Source organism: Saccharicrinis carchari, assembly GCF_900182605.1.
Lineage (GTDB): Bacteria > Bacteroidota > Bacteroidia > Bacteroidales > Marinilabiliaceae > Saccharicrinis > Saccharicrinis carchari.
This window is the reverse complement of the sequence record NZ_FXTB01000001.1, coordinates 1,024,835-1,043,260: the sequence shown is the minus strand read 5'-3', so window position 1 is coordinate 1,043,260 and position 18,426 is coordinate 1,024,835. Positions and strand designations below refer to the sequence as shown.

The following is an 18,426-nucleotide window of genomic DNA, read 5'->3' as shown; positions in this document are numbered from 1 at the left end:
CTTTACAATCTGTTTAAAATCGTAAGGTATATCTAATATACGGCAACGGTACAGGAAAAATACTCAATTGCTTTAATTTCCGGCTTACCTGACCTGTGTTTTCATCTACATCGCTTGAGAAATATACCGAGAAGGCATTTTGGTTACCATAGGCATTATACAATCCTACGCTCCATGTACGTTCGCCTAGTTTATTTTCCTTTTTAAAATTAACTCCTACATCTAATCTGTGAAATTTGGGCATTCGGTAATTGTTTATCTCACCAACATATTCTGCATAATTGTTGTTTATTGTTGTGCCTTGTGTGGGTAAGTCGGGGATAAAGAATTTTTGCGACGGAAGTGTTACCGTGCTGCCTGTACCAAACGACCAGGTAAGCCCCAAGTCAACTCGTTTGTTAAATCTATAATTACTAAAAACACCTATGCTGTGTGCCCTGTCGTTTGAGGAAGGAAATTCCCTCCCTTGATTCAGCGCACTAAATTTCTGTCGCGATTTGGATAAAGAATAGCCAAGCCAACCGGTCAGGTCGCCGGTTTTTTTATGAATCAAAAACTCTAGTCCTTTGGAGTAGCCCGCTCCATAGGTCATCTCCTCTATTCCGTACGGTTTACTGCTGATATTTGAGCGGTTGTTTACCGATGCCAAAAGATTGTAATAGTGCTTATAATATCCCTCTACGGAAAAGTCGAAACCCGGCCTGAACTGCCACTTAAGCCCCAGTGCGTATTGATCGGTATGTTGCGGTTTTATTTGGTCGGTTACCGGTACCCAAAGGTCGGTTGGCAACGAAACCGAAGACGAACCCAATAAGTGCATGTATTGGGTCATTTTGGAGTAGGCGGCTTTTAGTGCAATAGTGGGAGCCAAGAGCAAACGTGCGGACAGACGCGGCTGAAATGAGTTGTAAGTTTTATTTTTTGTATGGTACAGCGAAAGGTGCACTCCAAGATTCATTTTTAAACGTTCACTTAGCTTAAAATCATCTTCCAGATATAAAAACATCTCGTGTCCATACACGTTTTTATCTCCAAAGGTAGAGTCTAATACGGTGGTGGTGTTTTGTGTTCTGCGGAGGAGGTCCACACCGGGATTAAACATGTGCTGGGTGTAGGAGGCTCCAAAACGCACATGATGATTTGGGTTCATAAAATAATCAAAGTTAGCTTTACTCATAGCATCCGAAATACCCGTACGGTACTTTTGTTCAAAATAACTCCACTGTTCGGGAAGGATAACGTGCTCCTCGTATCCCACAAAATATTTATAGTTGCTAAACGATAAAGAAATATTTGAGAACAGTTTCTCGCTGTAGATACGGTTCCAACGAAGCGACCCTACTACATTACCCCATCCTGAATAGCTTTGGTCGTTTACCTTAAGCATCTCTTTACCATCGCTGGGCTGTTTGGGGTTGCGAACTTGCGCGTAGTTGTATTTAGAGTAAAATTTATCGCGACCACCATAAAAACTCAAATATAGTTTGCTTTTATCCGATAGCCTGTGCGATATTTTTGCATTGGTATCATAAAAGTAAAAAGCCGTACGCGTATTGCTCTGCGATTGTATGGGCATGGCAAACACATCGAAGTAGGAACGGCGTAACGATAAACTAAAAGTTGTTTTATCCTTGTACAAAGGCCCGTCAAGGGCAAGCTTCGACGACATCATGCCTATACTTACCGTGCCTTTTAACTTGCTGTTGTTGCCATCTTTCATCCGAATATCTATTACCGAACTCAAACGGCCACCATAACGGGCCGGAAATCCGCCTTTGGTAACGGTGATATTGTTGAGTGCATCGGCATTAAACACCGAAAAGAAGCCAAATAAATGGGATATATTGTAAACGGGCACATCATCCAGTAAATATAAATTTTGATCTACGCTACCCCCACGCACAAATAAACCACCCACGCCTTCGTTGCCGCTGTTTATACCGGGTAAAAGCTGAAGTGTTTTTATCACATCCACCTCGCCCAAAAAAGAAGGGAATTTTTGTATTTGCTCAATGGGAACGTTTATCGTACTCGTACGGGTTGTGTTTATACTCTCCTGCGACATGCGGCCAATAACCGGTACCTCCTTTAAGTGGGTGTTATATAAAAGGTTAAAGTTGATGGTGGTGTCGCTTTTTAGGTCAATTAACTTTTGTACAGGATGATAACCTACAAAGGAGCAGTTGAGCACTACTTCGCCGGCAGCAAGCGACAGACTATAAAAACCAAAATTATTGGTGGTCGTACCTTTCCATAGCAGCGCATCGTAAACGGCCGAGCCGATAAGTACCTCGCCATTGGAAATATTTTTTACAAAGCCACTGATTACATGTATTTTTGGCGATTCCACCTCCCCAGGTAGGATGATTATTTTATTTTTCTTTTCGATGAGTTGGATAGCACAATCGGCAAAAATATCGTGTAGAAAACCCTGAATTGTATTATGCGAGGCAGATAGTTGAAGGGAATCGGAGATGCATACTTTATTACTGTAACTGAAGGCAATATGAGTGTGTGTTTCAATTTCCTTTAATAAATCGGATGTGGAACCTGTTTTTTTATCCAGGGTAATATATCTGTTCAGTATGGATTGGGAATAAGCCATATCCGGTACCCCGGTAAAAACCAGGATCGTAACTATAAATACCTTTATTATTCGGGATGTAGCCATTCACTTAATAAACCAATTAACCAAATCCCGTAAAAGTATAGATTTTTACTCAGAGACGGTTAAGGTTATACCGTCAAATACTATTTTTTTATCAAAATGAATTTCCAGTTCTTCTAATATTTCTTCAAGTGATTGATTTTTGAAGGTAGTGGAAAGTTTGGTGTTTAAATCCATGGCCTTGAATTGAACGCTTTTTATCTGAGGGAAGTTTTGTTGCAGCTGTTTGCAAATATGGCTAAGGGTGGCTCCATTAAATATTAATGTTTTGGAGAACCAATAAATATCATTTTCAGCTATCGCACTTTCCTGAATCATTTTCCCCTTTTTAATCTGTGCCCTTTCTCCTTTTTCAAGCTGCACCTGCACCTTGTTGGTACTTACCTTTACTTTTCCGGATATTACCGATACAGATACATCCTGCATATGTTGCTGCACATTAAATTCTGTACCCATAACTTGCACCAAGGCTTCTCCGGCATTAACTACAAAGGGGGTGTTGTTGTGGTTTACCTTAAAAAATGCTTCACCGCTTAAGGCAATACGACGATTTTTGGCTGTGGCAATGTTAGATGGGTATATAATTTTGCTGTGCCGGTTCAGGGTTACCATTGAGCCGTCAGGTAACGAGAGTGTTTCGATTAAATTCTGGGTGCTGTGCGCACTAAGCCTTCCAAAGCCCGGAACATTCCAATACGCGAACCCCAGGGCAGCCATCATAATAAGAGGGATTGTGATGGCTGCTATTTTGCGAGCTGTAAACGATAGGCGTTTAACGGGTTGGGTTTTTTGATTGACGGGTTTCAGTTTTCCGCGGATGCAGTGCCAATCCTTGCTACTGTCAATCTGTTTAAAAGTTTTTAGACACTCACTTTTAATCCACGCTTGCTCCAGCTGCTCAAACTCCATCTTATTTTCAGGGTGCATGGCTTTCCACGCATCAAGGGTTTTGCGTTCCTCGGTGCTAATGTTGTTAGTTAAGTATCGTATAATCAGTTGGTTCATATGATAGTTAATGTCATTCACGGTGGCTGCAGTTTGGGTTTAATGAAAATGCATCATGGTAAAAATGTTTTCTACACTTTGGTTTTCCTCCAATTCAGCTAATTCCAATTCATCCTTTGTTTCATATATATTTTCGTTTCCTTTAACGAGCTCGGCAAAAAGTTGTAATAGAAATTCCATAATACTATTTTTTGTATTGATTGTTTTAATGTGACAATTAAAAGACCGAATGCACGTAGCAATAAAAAAAGAAAAAGCACTAATCCTCACATGAATTGATTGCTTACACTTTACAATCTGCTTTATTGGATGAGGTTAGTACGGAATTTCTTTAATCATCACAATCATATTTTAAGCCGTAAGGCGATGCATTAGTGCCTGTGTAGGGTAGGAGCAGGACGAAAACTTAGCGGTGTGCGTACGTTGATGGCCGGTTGGCAAGTAATCATCTATTTACCCAACCATTGCTTAAAGCGTGGCGTTTTTTCGGTGGATACGATTACCTCGAAGGAAAGTTTTGGCTCAAGGTTAAGTTTAAGCTTGCTTTTAGAGTATACAACTGCGCTTTTTACGGCCTTTATTTGAACGATACATTTTCGGTTGGCTCTGAAAAAACATTTGGGATCGAGTTTTTCCTCCAGTTGCTCCAGGGTGTTGGGTATGTCGTAGCTATATCCATCCAGTGTTGTCATAAATATGGCTTTGTTTTCGGCATGAAAAAAAGCGATATCTGCCACGTTGATGGTTTTTATCTGATCCCTGTAATAAACCATAAAACGCTCCTGATAATTCTTTTTATTTAACGATTCAACAACAATACGGTTTATCTCTTGGTAATCTACAGCAGGTGGTGCTTGTTCGCACAAATAAACTTTCCGGAATTTAGCAATAGCCTGCGCCAATCTTTCCTTCTCAAAAGGTTTGAGCAGGTAATCTACACTGACTTGTTGAAATGCATCGATGGCATACTGGTTATAGGCGGTGGTAAAAATGATGGGCGTTTCTACCTTTACCTGCTCAAAAATGGAGAAACTGTTTCCGTCGGCCAGGTGAATATCTAAAAAGATGAGGTCGACCGTATTATTACTTAAAAAATCTACGGTCTGCTTTACCGATTCCAGAATACCTATAACTTCAAAGTCGGATGCAATGCTAGTAATAAGCGCATTTAACTTGCGTGCCGAGGGCATTTCATCTTCTACAATAATTACTTTAACCATTATTTTGGGGTATTAAATTGATGTGTACTGCGTAAAACTCACCATCATCATGTATATTAGGGCGGGGATAATTGAGCAATTCATATTTTTGGTTGATATTGTTTTGTCCGGTGAGCATAGAATCGATATCGGAGCCATCTCTTTTTTGAAGGTTGTTTTTTACAACAAGCGTATTCTCACAGTTAAATATGTTGATGCAAAGGGGTCTGCAGCGCGAAACCACGTTGTGTTTAATGGCGTTTTCTACCAATACCTGAAGGGTTAGCGGAGCAATGAGCATACTAAGCTTATCTGCATCAACTTTCATTTGGTAATCAAAGCCCTCCTCAAACCTACATTTGTACAACTCCAGATAGCTGTTGATAAAATTGATTTCGTCACTCAGTAAAACCAAATCCTTCTTGTTCATCGTTAGTACATAGCGATATATCTGCGAAAACCGTTGGATAAATTTGTCCGCTTTCTCCACATCCTCATAAATAATTGAAGACAACACGCTTAGGTTGTTAAATAAAAAGTGATGGTCGAGCTGTGCCTTTAGAGCACCATACTTTGTTTTTAGGTGCAGTTGTTCCATTTTGTTGAGCTTATCTACCAGCTTGTTCCGCTCATCAATGGCCAGCATCGTCTCAATAATCACAAGGTATAAGGCATTCATCAGAATCGGAATAAAGTAAATAAATTCCTTCTCCGCCTGTCCCATTCCCATTGGGAATATCTGATTGCTTTCGATGTACAACAAAAGGGATATTCCCGCAAAGGCCATTGCTAATACCAAAGCTATATCGAGCAAAAGCCGGAGCAACCATCTTTTGTTCCACGGTAGTTTTTTGTTTAAAAACCTAACGACAAAGTAAAATACCGCCACAATGATGCATGCCTGAATAATGATGGAAGTAACTTTACCCAATGGCATATACGGGGTGAGGTCGTCCAGATTTTTATGGCCAAAAAACAGCATAAACAACATGGATGAGGTGATGATTAAAATGACCACCAGCGGAACCAGAAATATTTTAAAACGACTGTTTTGCATAGCTTGAAAATGGACTGTTAGTATAAGAGACTAATAAATTATATCCGCCTAACTTCGCGTTAAAGCGAGCATCGTTATAGTTATTGGCCCCGTTAAGCATGTTTTGCTGAGCCATGCGAAACTCGATGCATGTTAACCTGCCAAGTTTAAACATTTCTTTGGTTTGCTCAAAATAAAGTTCAGCTTGCCATGGCTCTGCCTCTGTTGTTCCACAATCTTTTTTTTATAATCGCTATGGGCATTGGACGTATCGCGCTCTTACAGCGATTTTATTTGGCGTATACACTCCTGTTCGTTTAAAGTAGTTATATATGCTTTTTTTAGCGTGCGTGTTGCAAATATTGGGCTTCGCTGCTAAAGTACGTATAGTACACCTGCAAAATCACTTTGTGGTAGGTAACACTGAGCCGCAACGCTTTTTCCTTCAGTTCAATTTCAATCTCACGGTTTCCCACGGGCGCATTGTCCGATACATAGCTTAATTTTGTCCGGTTTTTAAGTGCTGCCTTAAGCTCTTCTGTAGTAGTCTTCAATTTCTTGTTGTCGTAGCTCACTCAGCTCAGTATAAAGGCTTTACCAAAGGGTTAAAACTGTGGAAGAGCAATGAGCGACAAGCCTGTGTGAGAGGCTACGCCTCCCCCTCCATAGTCCATACCGACTCTACAGAGTTTTGTTTCCTATTCCAAAAATAAGTCGAATTTTTATTTTTAACGCAACCATTTGGTATTTATTCAGTCATACCGCAGTAAATAGAATTTTTTAAAGTATAACAGATAAAAAAAAACAAGAATGAAGTATTTTAAACTAAAACAGATTGCATTGGCATTGCTTATGGTGGTATTGGGGGTAGGCTGTATCGAAGATAGTGAACCTACTCCAATGCGTTACACGGCATATGGTTTTTTAAACAAAACGGGAGAGAAGTATTATGTTGATTTAGACGGAGGGATGAAAGTGGAATTGGCGCCTTTTGACGATTCGGAACTTGAATTTGAAGGTGACGACAGAGTCTTGTTTATGTTTACTGTTGAAAAAGATTATGGTACAGAGGCTCCAGTTAGATACCTGGTGAATGTGTTAGGTAAAATATGGTTTATTGATTATTCGGATATTGTAGAATTAAACGCCGTAAGCAGAGATACCATTGGCGATGGCTACGTAGAGCTTGAGTATACTCCCGTACCGGTGGGTGATTACCTTAACCTGAATGTATTCTATAAAAAGCAGGAAGGCGATCATGTATTCTCGCTTTGTTACGATCCCGAAAGTCAGGTAGATGATGAGCCTGTAGTTTTAGAGCTCAAACACAAAAAACCGGAAGAGGGAAATAGTGGTCAGATGGTTAGGACGTATCAGTCGTATAACCTTTCCGGTTTAATGCAATGGGGGGAATTGGATAGCGAGAATAAAATGAAATTTACACTGCGCATTAATAGTGGCGATTCGCAGCAAAGGGATTTTAATTTAATTTATGCCCCTATTCAAGAGTAGTTTTGGCTTGAAAAGTGTGTCGGCATCAGTTTACGTTCAAAAAATGAGCTTCTTGCACTAATGCAAATTAAATAAGTATAATCCAATTTATTAAAAGGGGTGTTCCAAAATGGGGCAGCCCTTTTTTTTGCGCAAATGTTAAGCCATCGTACGTATGTTTTTGTAGCTTTGTAAAGTTAAGACCGTCAAATAAGTCTCTTAGCTGGTCATCTCTCTGTCTGCCGCAGGCAGGTTGTCTAATAATCTAACTGTCTCTTTTATCTATGTCGGGTATTATTGATTCCTATAAAACGATTGAAAAACCCTCGCAAGGAGTGTATAAAGAAAAGGGTAGTAAGTTCCTGTCGTATGCATATCCGGTTTTTTCAGAAGAAGAAATTAAAAAACATATCCACCACTTGCGCGAGGAATATTACAATGCCCGTCATCATTGTTTTGCCTGGCAGCTTGGAGCGGATGGAGCCCGGTATAGAGCCAACGACGATGGTGAGCCTTCGGGCACCGCAGGTAAGCCCATTCTGGGTCAGCTTAGATCGAACGAGCTAAGCAACATATTGGTTGTTGTGGTACGCTATTTTGGTGGTACAAAATTAGGAGTACCCGGTCTTATCCGTGCCTATAAAGAAGCCACTGCCGATGCCATAAACAACGCGATAGTAATCGAACGTACAGTAAACGATAATTATAAGGTGTACTTTGCCTATGCGGCCATGAACGATATTATGAAAATTGTAAAAGAAGAGAATCTGGTTATTACCGATCAGCAATTTGGTTTAGCATGTTCTGTTGCCATTAGTTTGCGGCAATCAGAAACGGAAAAAGTGATTGCACGCTTGCAGCATGTAGAAACGGTTAGATGCGAATACCTTGGCAGCCTGTAAATTGTTTATAACTTTTTGCAGGGCAGCGAAAAGCAGAACTTAGATCCTTTATTTAATTCCGATTCTAACCAAATTTCACCTCCCAATAGCTCAACCAAACTTTTGGAGATGGGTAAACCCAAACCTGTTCCGCCGTGTTGGTTCATTATTTCTGCATTGGCCTGCGTAAAACGATCAAAAATTTTAATTTGTTCACCCTTAGCAATGCCTATTCCTTCGTCTTCAACGTAAAACACAATGCAATTATCATCTGCAAAGTAATAGCCAAAGGATACCATTCCGGCTTTCGTAAATTTAATGGCATTACTTAGCAGGTTATTTAAAATCTGCCTTAGTTTACCCTCATCAGTTGTTATATAAAACGCACTTTGTTCAGATGCTTTAAAAGTGTTCAATTGCAAGTTTTTGTCCTCCGCCTTTCTTCTGAAAAAGGAGTACAGCACGTCGATCAGATAATTGATGTTTACATCTGTGTTGTTAATATTGATCTGTCCTGTTTCTATTTTGGATATTTCCAGAACGTCGTTAATGATATCCAGTAACTGATGTCCGCTCTTTACAATAATTGAGGTGTAGTATTCGCGTTCTGCTGGATTAATGGTTTTTGAGGATAGTAGCTCCGAAAAACCGATGATACCATTCATAGGCGTCCTTATTTCGTGCGACATGTTGGCCAAAAACGATGACTTAAGGCGGTCACTTTCTTCTGCTTTTTCCTTTGCAGCAATCAGATCTCTTTCGGCAAGCTTTGTTTGTTCAATATCCTGAGCTATGCCGTGTATACCCGCAAAAGCACCGTTTTCGTTATAGATGGGACGCATCGAATTTCGTATCCAGGTATAAGATCCGCTTTTTCCTTTAATTCTTATTTCCGACTGAATCGTTGAACCCAGTTTTACTTCTTTAATGGCATTGTTATATATAAGGTTGTCATCCTTGTGTATAAATTCAGCAAGATCATGACCGCTTAGTTCTTCGGGCGTATAACCTGTTAAAAGCTTAGCAACGGGGCTTACGTAGGTGAAAATGCCATTGGTGTCGATGGAATAAATAACATCGTTTATTTTTTCAACCAGTTCTCTATATTTGTTTTCACTTTTTGCCAAGGCTTTAGCTATGTTGGTCTTTACGGATATATCTTGCAGCACGCCTATGCCACCAACTATCTTTTCTCCTGCATACACCGGAGCCGTTTTCAATAAAATAGTGATACTGGTATTACTGGATGTAGTATGGTATTCGCCTTCATATTCGCTTTCAATGCCCAATAAGGCATTGAGTATGGCGGGAAGCACCCTTTTATCGTAAATGTCGTGCATGTCCATTCCCACTATGGTGGCTGCATTTACTTTAAGCATTTCGGCAAATCTATCGTTTAGGCCACTAATAATAAGTTGCTTGTTGTAATAAAAGATGCCTACTGGCGAAAAGCGCAAGAAGTGTTGCAATTTCTGGTCATTACTTGGCAGGTCGGCCGGGTGATTGATGGTTGGAGATAATTCCTTGTGTGAATAAAATATGTCTTCTTCAATGAGTGATTTTATGGTATTGATATGGATTAGTTTTTCTTCCTCCATATAGCTTAACTCTTTAGAGTAGGTGCAGAGTGTGGCAAACACCTTACCTTTTTCGTTGAGTACAGGTACGCCATAAAAGAATTTTATTCCGGCTCGGGCTTCCAGTGTGCCTGCAGTTGCGGATAGTTGCAAGTTGCTATGCTGCTGTGGCTCGCATCGGTCTATAATTGTTTTGCAAATACTATGGCTAATGTCTTTATTAAAAAAGATGGTGTTGTCTGCTAATGAGGTGTATGCCAGGGTAATTAGTTCGCCTGGCTTAATTTCTGCAACTAATGCCAGGCTTACCTTCATCAAATCGGCATAAATGGTAAATTGACTTTTCCACCGTTTGAGATAGCGATTATAATTGTGGTCTGATAAATTCAAGGTGTATATTTAATTTGCGAAATTAATGAATGTACATGATTACATTTTTTACAAATTACAATTATTTGTTTTTGTACAAATCATTAATATTATATACCTCTTATTTTATTTGAGTAAATGAAGATAATTGTAGTTTAATATTAACTATTCATATATTGATTCTATTTTGAATAGAGTTCGGCTTAACTCCTGACCTACCGACAAGCGACTTAATAGAACTTTAATTTTTTAAAAAAAGAACCGCATTATGAGATAGAAGTAAATGATGAAACAACGAGGGGCAAAGTCAGTTGTTTGGGACAATTTGTGTTGATAATACCTTGCTTTGCATGTTTCTTCCCACTAATCTTGCCAGCTTATGTTTAGCAGACGGGAGGGAGGCATTTTTCGCGGCTCGGTGAACTGCATCGTATGTTTTGTCCTCTAAAATTATTAAATTATTATTGTGGCAGTTTTTTATTTAAGCAAATATAGCAAATAGCAGTAAAGCGTACTATGAAAAAAATTGATAAATCCCTAATGGCGAATTCGGTAATGCCCGATGAGAATGGTTTTTTTGGTGAATTTGGTGGCCGTTTTGTGCCCCCAATGTTGGAACCCCTGATGCAGGAAATTACCGATGCCTATATTAAAATTAAAGATGAGCCATCGTTTATTCAGGAGTTGACCGATTTACAAAAGCATTATACAGGCAGGCCGTCGCCTATTTTTTATGCCGAGCGTTTATCCAATGAGTTGGGCGGAGCGCAGATCTATTTGAAACGCGAAGACCTGAACCATACCGGGGCACACAAGATTAACCATTGCCTGGGCGAAGCGCTTTTGGCCAAAAAAATGGGTAAGAAAAAAATTATAGCCGAAACAGGAGCCGGGCAGCATGGTGTGGCCTTGGCTACCGCAGCTGCCTTGTTGGGCTTGGAGTGTGATATTTACATGGGAGAGGTAGATATAAAAAAAGAATACCTGAACGTGGTGCGCATGCGTATATTGGGAGCCAATGTGGTACCGGTAGCAAGTGGACTGAAGACCTTGAAAGAAGCAGTGGATGCCGCCTTTGAAGCATATTTGGAGGATCCCGTTACGCAACTGTATGCCATTGGATCGGTGGTAGGACCACACCCTTTTCCTATGATGGTGCGTGATTTTCAATCAGTTGTGGGTGTGGAGGCCCGGGAGCAGTTTATGGATATGACAGGTAAATTACCCGATAATCTGGTGGCCTGTGTAGGTGGTGGATCCAATGCAATTGGCTTGTTTACGGCATTTTTATATGATGAGGAGGTGAAAATGTACGGCATTGAACCTGCCGGAACCAGTTTTGAAACGGGCAATCATGCCGCAACCTTAACTTTGGGTAAGCCCGGTATGATACACGGTTTTAAATGTTATCTGTTGCAGGACGAGAATGGTGAGCCGGCAGCAGTAAACACGGTGGCCAGTGGGCTCGATTATCCCGGCGTTGGACCGCAGCACAGTTACCTGAAAGATATTGAGCGGGTAAAGTATGAAAGTATTAACGACAAGGAAACCATTGATGCGTTTTTTACCTTGTCGCGCACCGAGGGGATTATTCCGGCGCTGGAGAGTGCCCACGCAGTGGCGTATGCCATAAAAATAGCACCTCAATTAGGCAAGGATAAAACCATATTGATTAACCTGTCGGGTAGGGGCGATAAGGATATTGATTTTGTTGTGGAAAAATACGGAAAGGCGTATGGCTTGTAGGACAAAATATACCACCGTAGTTACGCCTAGTATCCCAGGGCCTGAGTCAGGCCCTTCAACATAGACGTTATCGGCTCTGTCAATAGATACCAACGTAATAACTATTTCGTGGAGGCATAAAAAAGGCGGGAATACTCCTGGTGCTGTGATTTATATTGCTGTATAGATTCGCATCAGGAAAATTTCCGCTTTTGCGTTAGGGATTGAAGTGGATAGCCCACAGCGAACTACGGTGATGCGATAACTGTAAATACAAAATAGGATGGAACTATCGGGTAGGCTATCGGCTTGGGCAGAAGCAAGCGAGGACTAGGAGCGAAAAGCCCGACCCGAGGACAGTAACAACAGGCAAAGAACAGTGTTAAATGGAGGGGAACGCCCTGAATAACGGATTGCTTAAAATAGAATTTTTAGCTGCATACGAGGGATACTTCTGATATGTAATGTTGTATTTTTTATTGTTTACGTTAAACAATTTTACTGTTTTTAGGTTTATTATTTGTATTAAAACAGAAAAAATGAAAACTATTAAATCAATATTTTTTGCTGCCACCTTGTTATTACTGATGGGTGGTTTAAATGCCCAAGAGTCTTTTTACGATTTTAAAGTTAAAACCCTGGAAGGAGCAGATTTTTCGTTGGCTGCATTAAAAGGGAAAAAAGTAATGGTGGTGAATACGGCATCAAAATGCGGGTTGACCGGGCAGTATGAACAGTTGGAAGCCATTTATAAAAAGTACGGGGGTAACAAGTTTGTAATAGTTGGGTTTCCGGCTAATAACTTTCTGAAACAGGAGCCGGGTACGGCAGAAGAGATAAGAGAATTTTGTACGCTAAATTACGGAGTCACCTTTCCCATGATGGCCAAGATATCGGTTAAAGGCGACGATATGGCACCGCTGTACCAATGGCTTACCCAAAAAGAAAAAAATGGGGTGAAAGACAGCAAGGTACAATGGAATTTTCAGAAGTACCTGATTGATGAGCAGGGTAATTTGGTTAAGGTGATATCGCCACGTACCAAACCCGACGACCAGGAAATATTGGATTGGATTGAAGGTAAGAGTTAGTCCTACCGGATAATGTAAAAATACGGCTATCCTCTTTTTGAACCCCTCATTCTATTGCTGATTTTTTAATTGAAAAATATTAATAAAATTATTCGAGACGTCTTTAATTCAAAAAATTGGTACATTGCTGAAGCATAAGGTAGCACATGGAGCAGAGGATTGCGTTACTACTTTACTTATTAAAGAAAAGCGAAATGGAGCTTTCCTATCCGGAAAGGCTATATTGTGTTTTGTTTTATTAACTGTGGAGGCCGGTACATAAATGTATCGGCTTTTTTTTAGGTTAAGGGGTATAAGTTTACAATAATTCTTTGCAAATTCGGACTTTAAAAAATCTGTATATGGGAAGAATAAGAGGTTTTGCCAGCGACAATAACTCCGGGGTTCACCCCAAAGTGCTCGAAGCATTGACCAATGCAAACAATGGCCATGCTGTGGGGTATGGCGGTGATGAACTAACGCACAGAACGATTCAGAAGTTCAGGGAATTATTTGGAATGGATACCGATGTGTTTTTTGTATATAACGGAACCGGTGCCAATGTAATTGCCATTCAGGCGTTGACCAGACCGTATCATTCGGTTATCTGCCCCGAAACGGCACATATAAACGTGGACGAGTGCGGTGCTCCCGAAAAGCATTCGGGGTGTAAATTGTTGCCTGTGCAAACGGATAATGGAAAACTCACGGTCGCAAACATTGCGGCGCAAATGCACGGCATAGGGTTTGAGCATCACTCGCAGCCGGGTATGGTGAGCATTACCCAGGCCACAGAGCTGGGTACTTTATACGCGATTGAAGAGATACGGGAAATTGCAGATTATGCGCATCAAAATAACATGTACCTGCACATGGACGGAGCCAGGATATCCAACGCGGCTGCGGCATTAAATTGTACTTTTAAGGAGATGACAATAGATGCCGGTGTGGACGTACTCTCTTTTGGAGGTACTAAAAATGGTTTAATGTTCGGCGAGGCTGTATTGTTCTTTAAGCAGCCTACCGGGGCGGTAAAATATATACGTAAGCAAACAGCCCAGCTCCACTCTAAAATGCGCTATACTGCTGCGCAGTTTGAGGCTTTGCTATCGGACAATTTATGGCGTACGAATGCCTTCCATGCCAATAAAATGGCCCAGAAACTGGCTGTAAAGCTTAAGGCCATCCCACAGATAAAAATCACCCAGGAGGTGCAGAGCAATGGGGTATTTGCCATTGTTCCGCCCCAAATTATTGCACCCTTGCAAAAAGAATTCTTTTTTTATGTGTGGGACGAACACAAATCGGAAGTGCGATGGATGTGCTCCTTTGATACCCGGGAGGAAGATATTGATGATTTGGTTGCACTGATAAAAAGGGAAGTAGCGGAGACCTGTCAGCACCCTTAAGCCGCGTGCATTGATACGGCACAGAGGGATGCGGAGAGGGATGAGTGTAAAAGGTATAACCTAATGTGGCCCAGATCTGTTAGTGTTAGCAGAAAGGCAGTGGGTTAGCATAGTAATATAAATTTGATATGAACAAAACTACATACGACTTTGAACTGGAATTTAAGGTAAGAGACTACGAGTGCGACCTGCAAGGGGTGGTGAACAATGCCGTGTATCAAAATTACCTGGAACATACGCGCCACGAATTTCTGGATTCGATAGGCGTTAACTTTGCCAATCTGTTCCAACGCAATATTCTGGCTGTTGTGGCGCGCGCCGATATGCAGTACAAATACCCGCTTCGCAGCAATGATGTTTTTGTGGTGAGATTGAGGTGTGAGCACAAAGGCGTAAAGTATATGTTTTACCAGGATATTTACCGCCTGGCCGACGAAAAACTATGCCTCAAGGCGGCAATCACCACCACGACCTTGATAAATGGTAAGCTGGGTATATGCACGGAAATAGGGGAGGCGCTGGATAGGTTTAGGAAAGGGTAGGTTGTTAAGTAAGGCCTGGTCAGGAATAACGGCTCTTTTCTTATTAAAGCAAGATTAAAAATAAAGTACAGGGTTCCTTGAGTTTACCCTCAATTTGCGGCCCGTGAAACATCAAACCGCAAAAAATAACGCGCTAAACGTTCCATGATTTGCCCGGAGCTAATAACATTGTTAGTTACTTTCCCTTTTTCCAAGCTAACGATGCGGGTACACAGCTCGGCCACAGGTTTAAAACGTGGCCCGGAATAAGTAAAGTACTATTGTTCCGTGTAGAAAGATCTTTGAGGATCGTTCGTAACCTATACGGCGATGTGGAAGGAGACGACTGAAAAGTTCATCTAAAAATAACAATCCGGAGTAGGCCTGTCAAAGCAACAATCGCCTCAACCTTTTGCTGGTTGCCTTTGGATTATCTCCGGATGTATTTTTGTTTCCCATCCCGGTAGTCATTGAATAATTTGGTAAAGCCTGCAATAAAAGCTTGTACTTCAGCAGCACCAGTATTTAACGATTTGTTAAGCACATAGCAGGCTATTCATGCGTACATAGGGTTGTAATGTAATTTGTAGGTAGTGACAAATATAAAAATTATTAGTTACCGGCCCGGGCGTCCTGCCTATTATTCAATACGGCCAACCTTTTTCATTTGACGATGTGACCAATAAAGTTAAAAGTAGTAATTGTTTGTGGCATGCTCATTTTTTGGCAGTGCTATATATACTAAAAAAAATATTGTTAGTACGTTGCGATGTTTTTTGAGTTTGTAAAAAATTAAATACGATGAATAGATTTATTATTGTGATTTGGCTGGCTGCTTTAGCCATCAATAGCCATGCCGAAGGATACCAGGTAAATGTTCAAAGCCAAAAGAACACGGCCATGGGACATACCGGAACGGCACTAATGCTTGGCGCTTCTTCGGTTCACTTTAATCCCGGTGCTTTGGGATTAATGAAAAAAAATTATGATATTACCTTAGGAGGTAGTTTTGTGTTTTCTAATGTTACTTTTTCAAAGCAAAACTCCACATACCAGACAGAAACGGAGAGCCCAACGGGTACCCCTTTTTACTTTTATGGAGCAGCTCGCTTATCGGACAGGTTGGTGGCCGGTTTGGGGATAAACACACCCTTTGGTAATTCCCTGGCTTGGAAGGAGGATTGGGATGGAAGATATCTTATACAGGATATATCGCTCAGGGCTATTGTTGTACAGCCAACCTTGTCGTTTAAAATAAGTGATAAACTGGGTTTTGGTGCCGGAGCCATGATTGTTTTTGGAGGTGTTGATTTAAATAAAGCTTTACCGCTAATGGGGCCTGATGGTGAGGCGCATGTCAATATTAATGGAACAACTACGTCCTTCGGTTTTAATGCCGGATTGTATTATCAGGCTAGCGATGCCCTATCCTTTGGATTGGATTACCGATCAAAGGTGGCCATGGAAATGGAGGGGGGCGATGCCGATTTTTTTGTGGCTCCAGGGCTATCCGCTGCTTTCCCTGCTAAAAATAAATTTGATGCCGAGCTGCCATTGCCCGCCAACCTTACTTTGGGTGCAGGGTATAAAGTGAACAATAAACTAACCTTGGCCGCCGACTTGCAATATGTTTTTTGGGATGCCTATCAGGAACTGGTGTTCGATTTTCAACAGAATACACCACAATTATTCGATTCGTACAACCCCAGAGAATACAAAAACACTATGATATACCGTTTGGGAGCCGAGTACCTATTCAGCGATAAGCTCATTGTTAGGGCAGGAGCTTATTTCGACGAGACCCCGATCTCCGACGAATACCTTAATCCGGAAACGCCGGGAATGAATAAAGTGGGTATGTCCTTGGGTGCTTCTTATTTCCTTAACGACAAATGGAGCGTGGATGCCTCCTTTCTTTATATAACCGGTATGGAGCGCGATGCCGGATACCAACCGGCCAATTTTTATGGCACTTATAATAGTAGAGCCATTATACCCGGAATAGGTATTACTTATGCTTTTTAGGTGGTACCTGAAATAAATTAAGATTAAACTTTTCAATAGAATATTAAGATGATACATAAAATTAAATATACCCTATTGTTACTTGTTGTTGTGCTGTTTACGCGGTGCGAAGTTGAACACAAGGACTTTAAACCTTCAAGTGGAGAGGTCGATTTTTCTACCTTCGTGGCGCTTGGCGATTCCTATACGGCCGGATATACCGATGGCGCCCTGGGCAGCAGGGGACAGCAGAGTAGCTTCCCTAATATTATAGCCGGGCAGTTGGCCTCGGTAGGTAATAAAGGTTTTACACAGCCATGGGTAAGGTTGGATGGAAGTGTGGGCAGTACAGGAGCGGGTTATCTTCAATTAAAAATAGTGGATCAGGGGATGGCCCCTGTGCCTAACCCCGGAAACATAGATATATTTGCCGAGCGGGTTTACGATGCCAGCACCCCAATCAACAACCTGGGTGTTCCGGGAGCCAAATCCTTTCATTTGTTGGCCACGGTTGTTAATGCCGATCCTTTAACTTATTATTCGCAAGCAAATCCTTTTTTTAGCCGCTTTGCAAGCAGTATGAACACCAGCGTGTTGGCAGATGCCTTGGCGCAAAACCCAACTTTTGTATCGCTTTGGATAGGTGGCAACGATGTGCTCACCTATGCTCTCGCAGGGGGCGAGGCAGATTCAATTACAAACCCTAATATGTTTGCCAATTATATGGGCGCCATAGCCGCTCAATTGTTTCGGGGCTCTACCTTAGGGGTTATCGCTAATGTACCGGATATTGAAGCCTTGCCTTACTTTGATGCAATACCTTATGATGCTTTGGAAATTGATCAGGCTACCGCCGATTTGCTAAATGCCGGGTATGCACAATACAACGCAGGATCTGAAGCAATGGGCTTAGCAAAAATAGAATTTGTGAAAGGTAAAAACGCATTGGTAATTGCAGATGATGATTATGCGCATCCCGGAAAGATACGTCAAATTAAAAATGGCGAGAAAGTGCTGCTGCCTGCACTAAGCAATATCAGAGATACGGAAGTGGGCTGGGGATCCAAAATGCCAATACCTGAGGAATATGTGTTAGATGCAGACGATGTGGCTGATATTGATGCCGCAACCGAGGCCTACAATCAAACCATTAAAAGCATAGCCAACCAATACGGATTGGCCTTTGTTGATTTGAACGCCTTGATGCAAGAAGCCGGTACTACAGGCCTGTTGCTGGATGGACATACATATACCTCTACTTTTATTTCTGGGGGAATTTTTTCCTTGGACGGGATTCATGCCACGGCCCGCGGTTCGGCCATTATTGCCAATGCATTTATCAAAGCCATCAACAAGCAATATAATACCAATATCCCTCAAGCGGCTATAAATAGTTATGAAACAGTGAGCTATCCGTAAATTGCAGGATCTTATATTTTTAAAAAAAAGCCCGGTATTGCCGGGCTTTTTT

At 41.3% G+C, this 18,426-nt stretch carries 15 protein-coding genes; 8 read left to right on the top strand and 7 right to left on the bottom strand.

The genetic code is table 11. The annotated features are described in order from the left end of the window. Nucleotides 1-13: 13 nt before the first annotated feature. From FN809_RS03705 to FN809_RS03685, 6 genes are all read right to left on the bottom strand, one after another. Nucleotides 14-2,671: a TonB-dependent receptor gene (locus FN809_RS03705; RefSeq protein ID WP_142532105.1), complete on the bottom strand. Its 2,658-nt coding sequence runs from the start codon at nucleotides 2,669-2,671 to the stop codon at nucleotides 14-16. Between the two features lie 45 nt (nucleotides 2,672-2,716). Next, nucleotides 2,717-3,673, bottom strand: a complete 957-nt coding sequence (locus tag FN809_RS03700) for a FecR family protein (RefSeq protein ID WP_142532104.1) — start codon at nucleotides 3,671-3,673, stop codon at nucleotides 2,717-2,719. Between the two features lie 39 nt (nucleotides 3,674-3,712). Then, nucleotides 3,713-3,853 carry a hypothetical protein gene (locus tag FN809_RS17670; RefSeq protein ID WP_185957425.1) on the bottom strand — a complete coding sequence of 47 codons (141 nt, stop codon included), beginning with the start codon at nucleotides 3,851-3,853 and terminating at the stop codon, nucleotides 3,713-3,715. A 269-nt stretch (nucleotides 3,854-4,122) separates the two neighbouring features. Further along, entirely contained in the window at nucleotides 4,123-4,893 is a 771-nt protein-coding gene (locus tag FN809_RS03695) for a LytR/AlgR family response regulator transcription factor (protein ID WP_142532103.1), read from the bottom strand. Then, nucleotides 4,886-5,929, bottom strand: coding sequence for a sensor histidine kinase (locus tag FN809_RS03690; RefSeq protein WP_142532102.1), 1,044 nt, complete (start codon nucleotides 5,927-5,929; stop codon nucleotides 4,886-4,888). Before FN809_RS03690 ends, FN809_RS03695 begins: the two co-directional genes overlap by 8 nt. Before the next feature lie 320 nt (nucleotides 5,930-6,249). Further along, nucleotides 6,250-6,483: a hypothetical protein gene (locus FN809_RS03685; protein ID WP_142532101.1), complete on the bottom strand. Its 234-nt coding sequence runs from the start codon at nucleotides 6,481-6,483 to the stop codon at nucleotides 6,250-6,252. A gap of 235 nt (nucleotides 6,484-6,718) precedes the next feature. On the opposite strand from FN809_RS03685, the gene FN809_RS03680 reads away from it, so the two are divergent. Continuing rightward, nucleotides 6,719-7,420: a NigD1/NigD2 family lipoprotein gene (locus FN809_RS03680; protein WP_142532100.1), complete on the top strand. Its 702-nt coding sequence runs from the start codon at nucleotides 6,719-6,721 to the stop codon at nucleotides 7,418-7,420. 263 nt (nucleotides 7,421-7,683) lie between these two features. Then, a complete protein-coding gene (locus FN809_RS03675; protein WP_142532099.1) occupies nucleotides 7,684-8,301 on the top strand; it encodes an IMPACT family protein in 618 nt (205 codons plus the stop codon). A 5-nt stretch (nucleotides 8,302-8,306) separates the two neighbouring features. Here FN809_RS03675 and FN809_RS03670 read toward each other — a convergent pair whose 3' ends face one another. Beyond that, a complete protein-coding gene (locus FN809_RS03670; protein WP_142532098.1) occupies nucleotides 8,307-10,247 on the bottom strand; it encodes a PAS domain-containing protein in 1,941 nt (646 codons plus the stop codon). Nucleotides 10,248-10,766: 519 nt separating this feature from the next. Here FN809_RS03670 and trpB point away from each other — a divergent pair. The 6 genes from trpB (at nucleotide 10,767) to FN809_RS03640 (ending at nucleotide 18,374) form a co-directional block, all read left to right on the top strand. Beyond that, a complete protein-coding gene (trpB, locus tag FN809_RS03665) occupies nucleotides 10,767-11,972 on the top strand; it encodes a tryptophan synthase subunit beta (protein ID WP_142532097.1) in 1,206 nt (401 codons plus the stop codon). A gap of 518 nt (nucleotides 11,973-12,490) precedes the next feature. Beyond that, nucleotides 12,491-13,042, top strand: coding sequence for a glutathione peroxidase (locus tag FN809_RS03660; RefSeq protein WP_142532096.1), 552 nt, complete (start codon nucleotides 12,491-12,493; stop codon nucleotides 13,040-13,042). 341 nt (nucleotides 13,043-13,383) lie between these two features. Further along, complete coding sequence (locus FN809_RS03655; protein ID WP_246095425.1) at nucleotides 13,384-14,430, top strand: threonine aldolase family protein; 1,047 nt, start codon at nucleotides 13,384-13,386, stop codon at nucleotides 14,428-14,430. A 128-nt stretch (nucleotides 14,431-14,558) separates the two neighbouring features. Next, nucleotides 14,559-14,972, top strand: coding sequence for an acyl-CoA thioesterase (locus tag FN809_RS03650; protein WP_142532095.1), 414 nt, complete (start codon nucleotides 14,559-14,561; stop codon nucleotides 14,970-14,972). Between the two features lie 780 nt (nucleotides 14,973-15,752). Beyond that, nucleotides 15,753-16,976: an OmpP1/FadL family transporter gene (locus tag FN809_RS03645; RefSeq protein WP_142532094.1), complete on the top strand. Its 1,224-nt coding sequence runs from the start codon at nucleotides 15,753-15,755 to the stop codon at nucleotides 16,974-16,976. 48 nt (nucleotides 16,977-17,024) lie between these two features. Next, nucleotides 17,025-18,374 (top strand): SGNH/GDSL hydrolase family protein, encoded by a 1,350-nt coding sequence (locus FN809_RS03640; protein ID WP_142532093.1) that lies wholly within the window; start codon nucleotides 17,025-17,027, stop codon nucleotides 18,372-18,374. The last annotated feature ends 52 nt before the right edge of the window (nucleotides 18,375-18,426 follow it).

Coding starts and splice junctions, on each gene's coding strand:
- FN809_RS03705 (WP_142532105.1), bottom strand. CDS start 2,671: ATGGCTACATCCCGAATAATAAAGGTATTTATAGTTACGATCCTGGTT.
- FN809_RS03700 (WP_142532104.1), bottom strand. CDS start 3,673: ATGAACCAACTGATTATACGATACTTAACTAACAACATTAGCACCGAG.
- FN809_RS17670 (WP_185957425.1), bottom strand. CDS start 3,853: ATGGAATTTCTATTACAACTTTTTGCCGAGCTCGTTAAAGGAAACGAA.
- FN809_RS03695 (WP_142532103.1), bottom strand. CDS start 4,893: ATGGTTAAAGTAATTATTGTAGAAGATGAAATGCCCTCGGCACGCAAG.
- FN809_RS03690 (WP_142532102.1), bottom strand. CDS start 5,929: ATGCAAAACAGTCGTTTTAAAATATTTCTGGTTCCGCTGGTGGTCATT.
- FN809_RS03680 (WP_142532100.1), top strand. CDS start 6,719: ATGAAGTATTTTAAACTAAAACAGATTGCATTGGCATTGCTTATGGTG.
- FN809_RS03675 (WP_142532099.1), top strand. CDS start 7,684: ATGTCGGGTATTATTGATTCCTATAAAACGATTGAAAAACCCTCGCAA.
- trpB (WP_142532097.1), top strand. CDS start 10,767: ATGGCGAATTCGGTAATGCCCGATGAGAATGGTTTTTTTGGTGAATTT.
- FN809_RS03660 (WP_142532096.1), top strand. CDS start 12,491: ATGAAAACTATTAAATCAATATTTTTTGCTGCCACCTTGTTATTACTG.
- FN809_RS03655 (WP_246095425.1), top strand. CDS start 13,384: ATGGGAAGAATAAGAGGTTTTGCCAGCGACAATAACTCCGGGGTTCAC.
- FN809_RS03650 (WP_142532095.1), top strand. CDS start 14,559: ATGAACAAAACTACATACGACTTTGAACTGGAATTTAAGGTAAGAGAC.
- FN809_RS03645 (WP_142532094.1), top strand. CDS start 15,753: ATGAATAGATTTATTATTGTGATTTGGCTGGCTGCTTTAGCCATCAAT.
- FN809_RS03640 (WP_142532093.1), top strand. CDS start 17,025: ATGATACATAAAATTAAATATACCCTATTGTTACTTGTTGTTGTGCTG.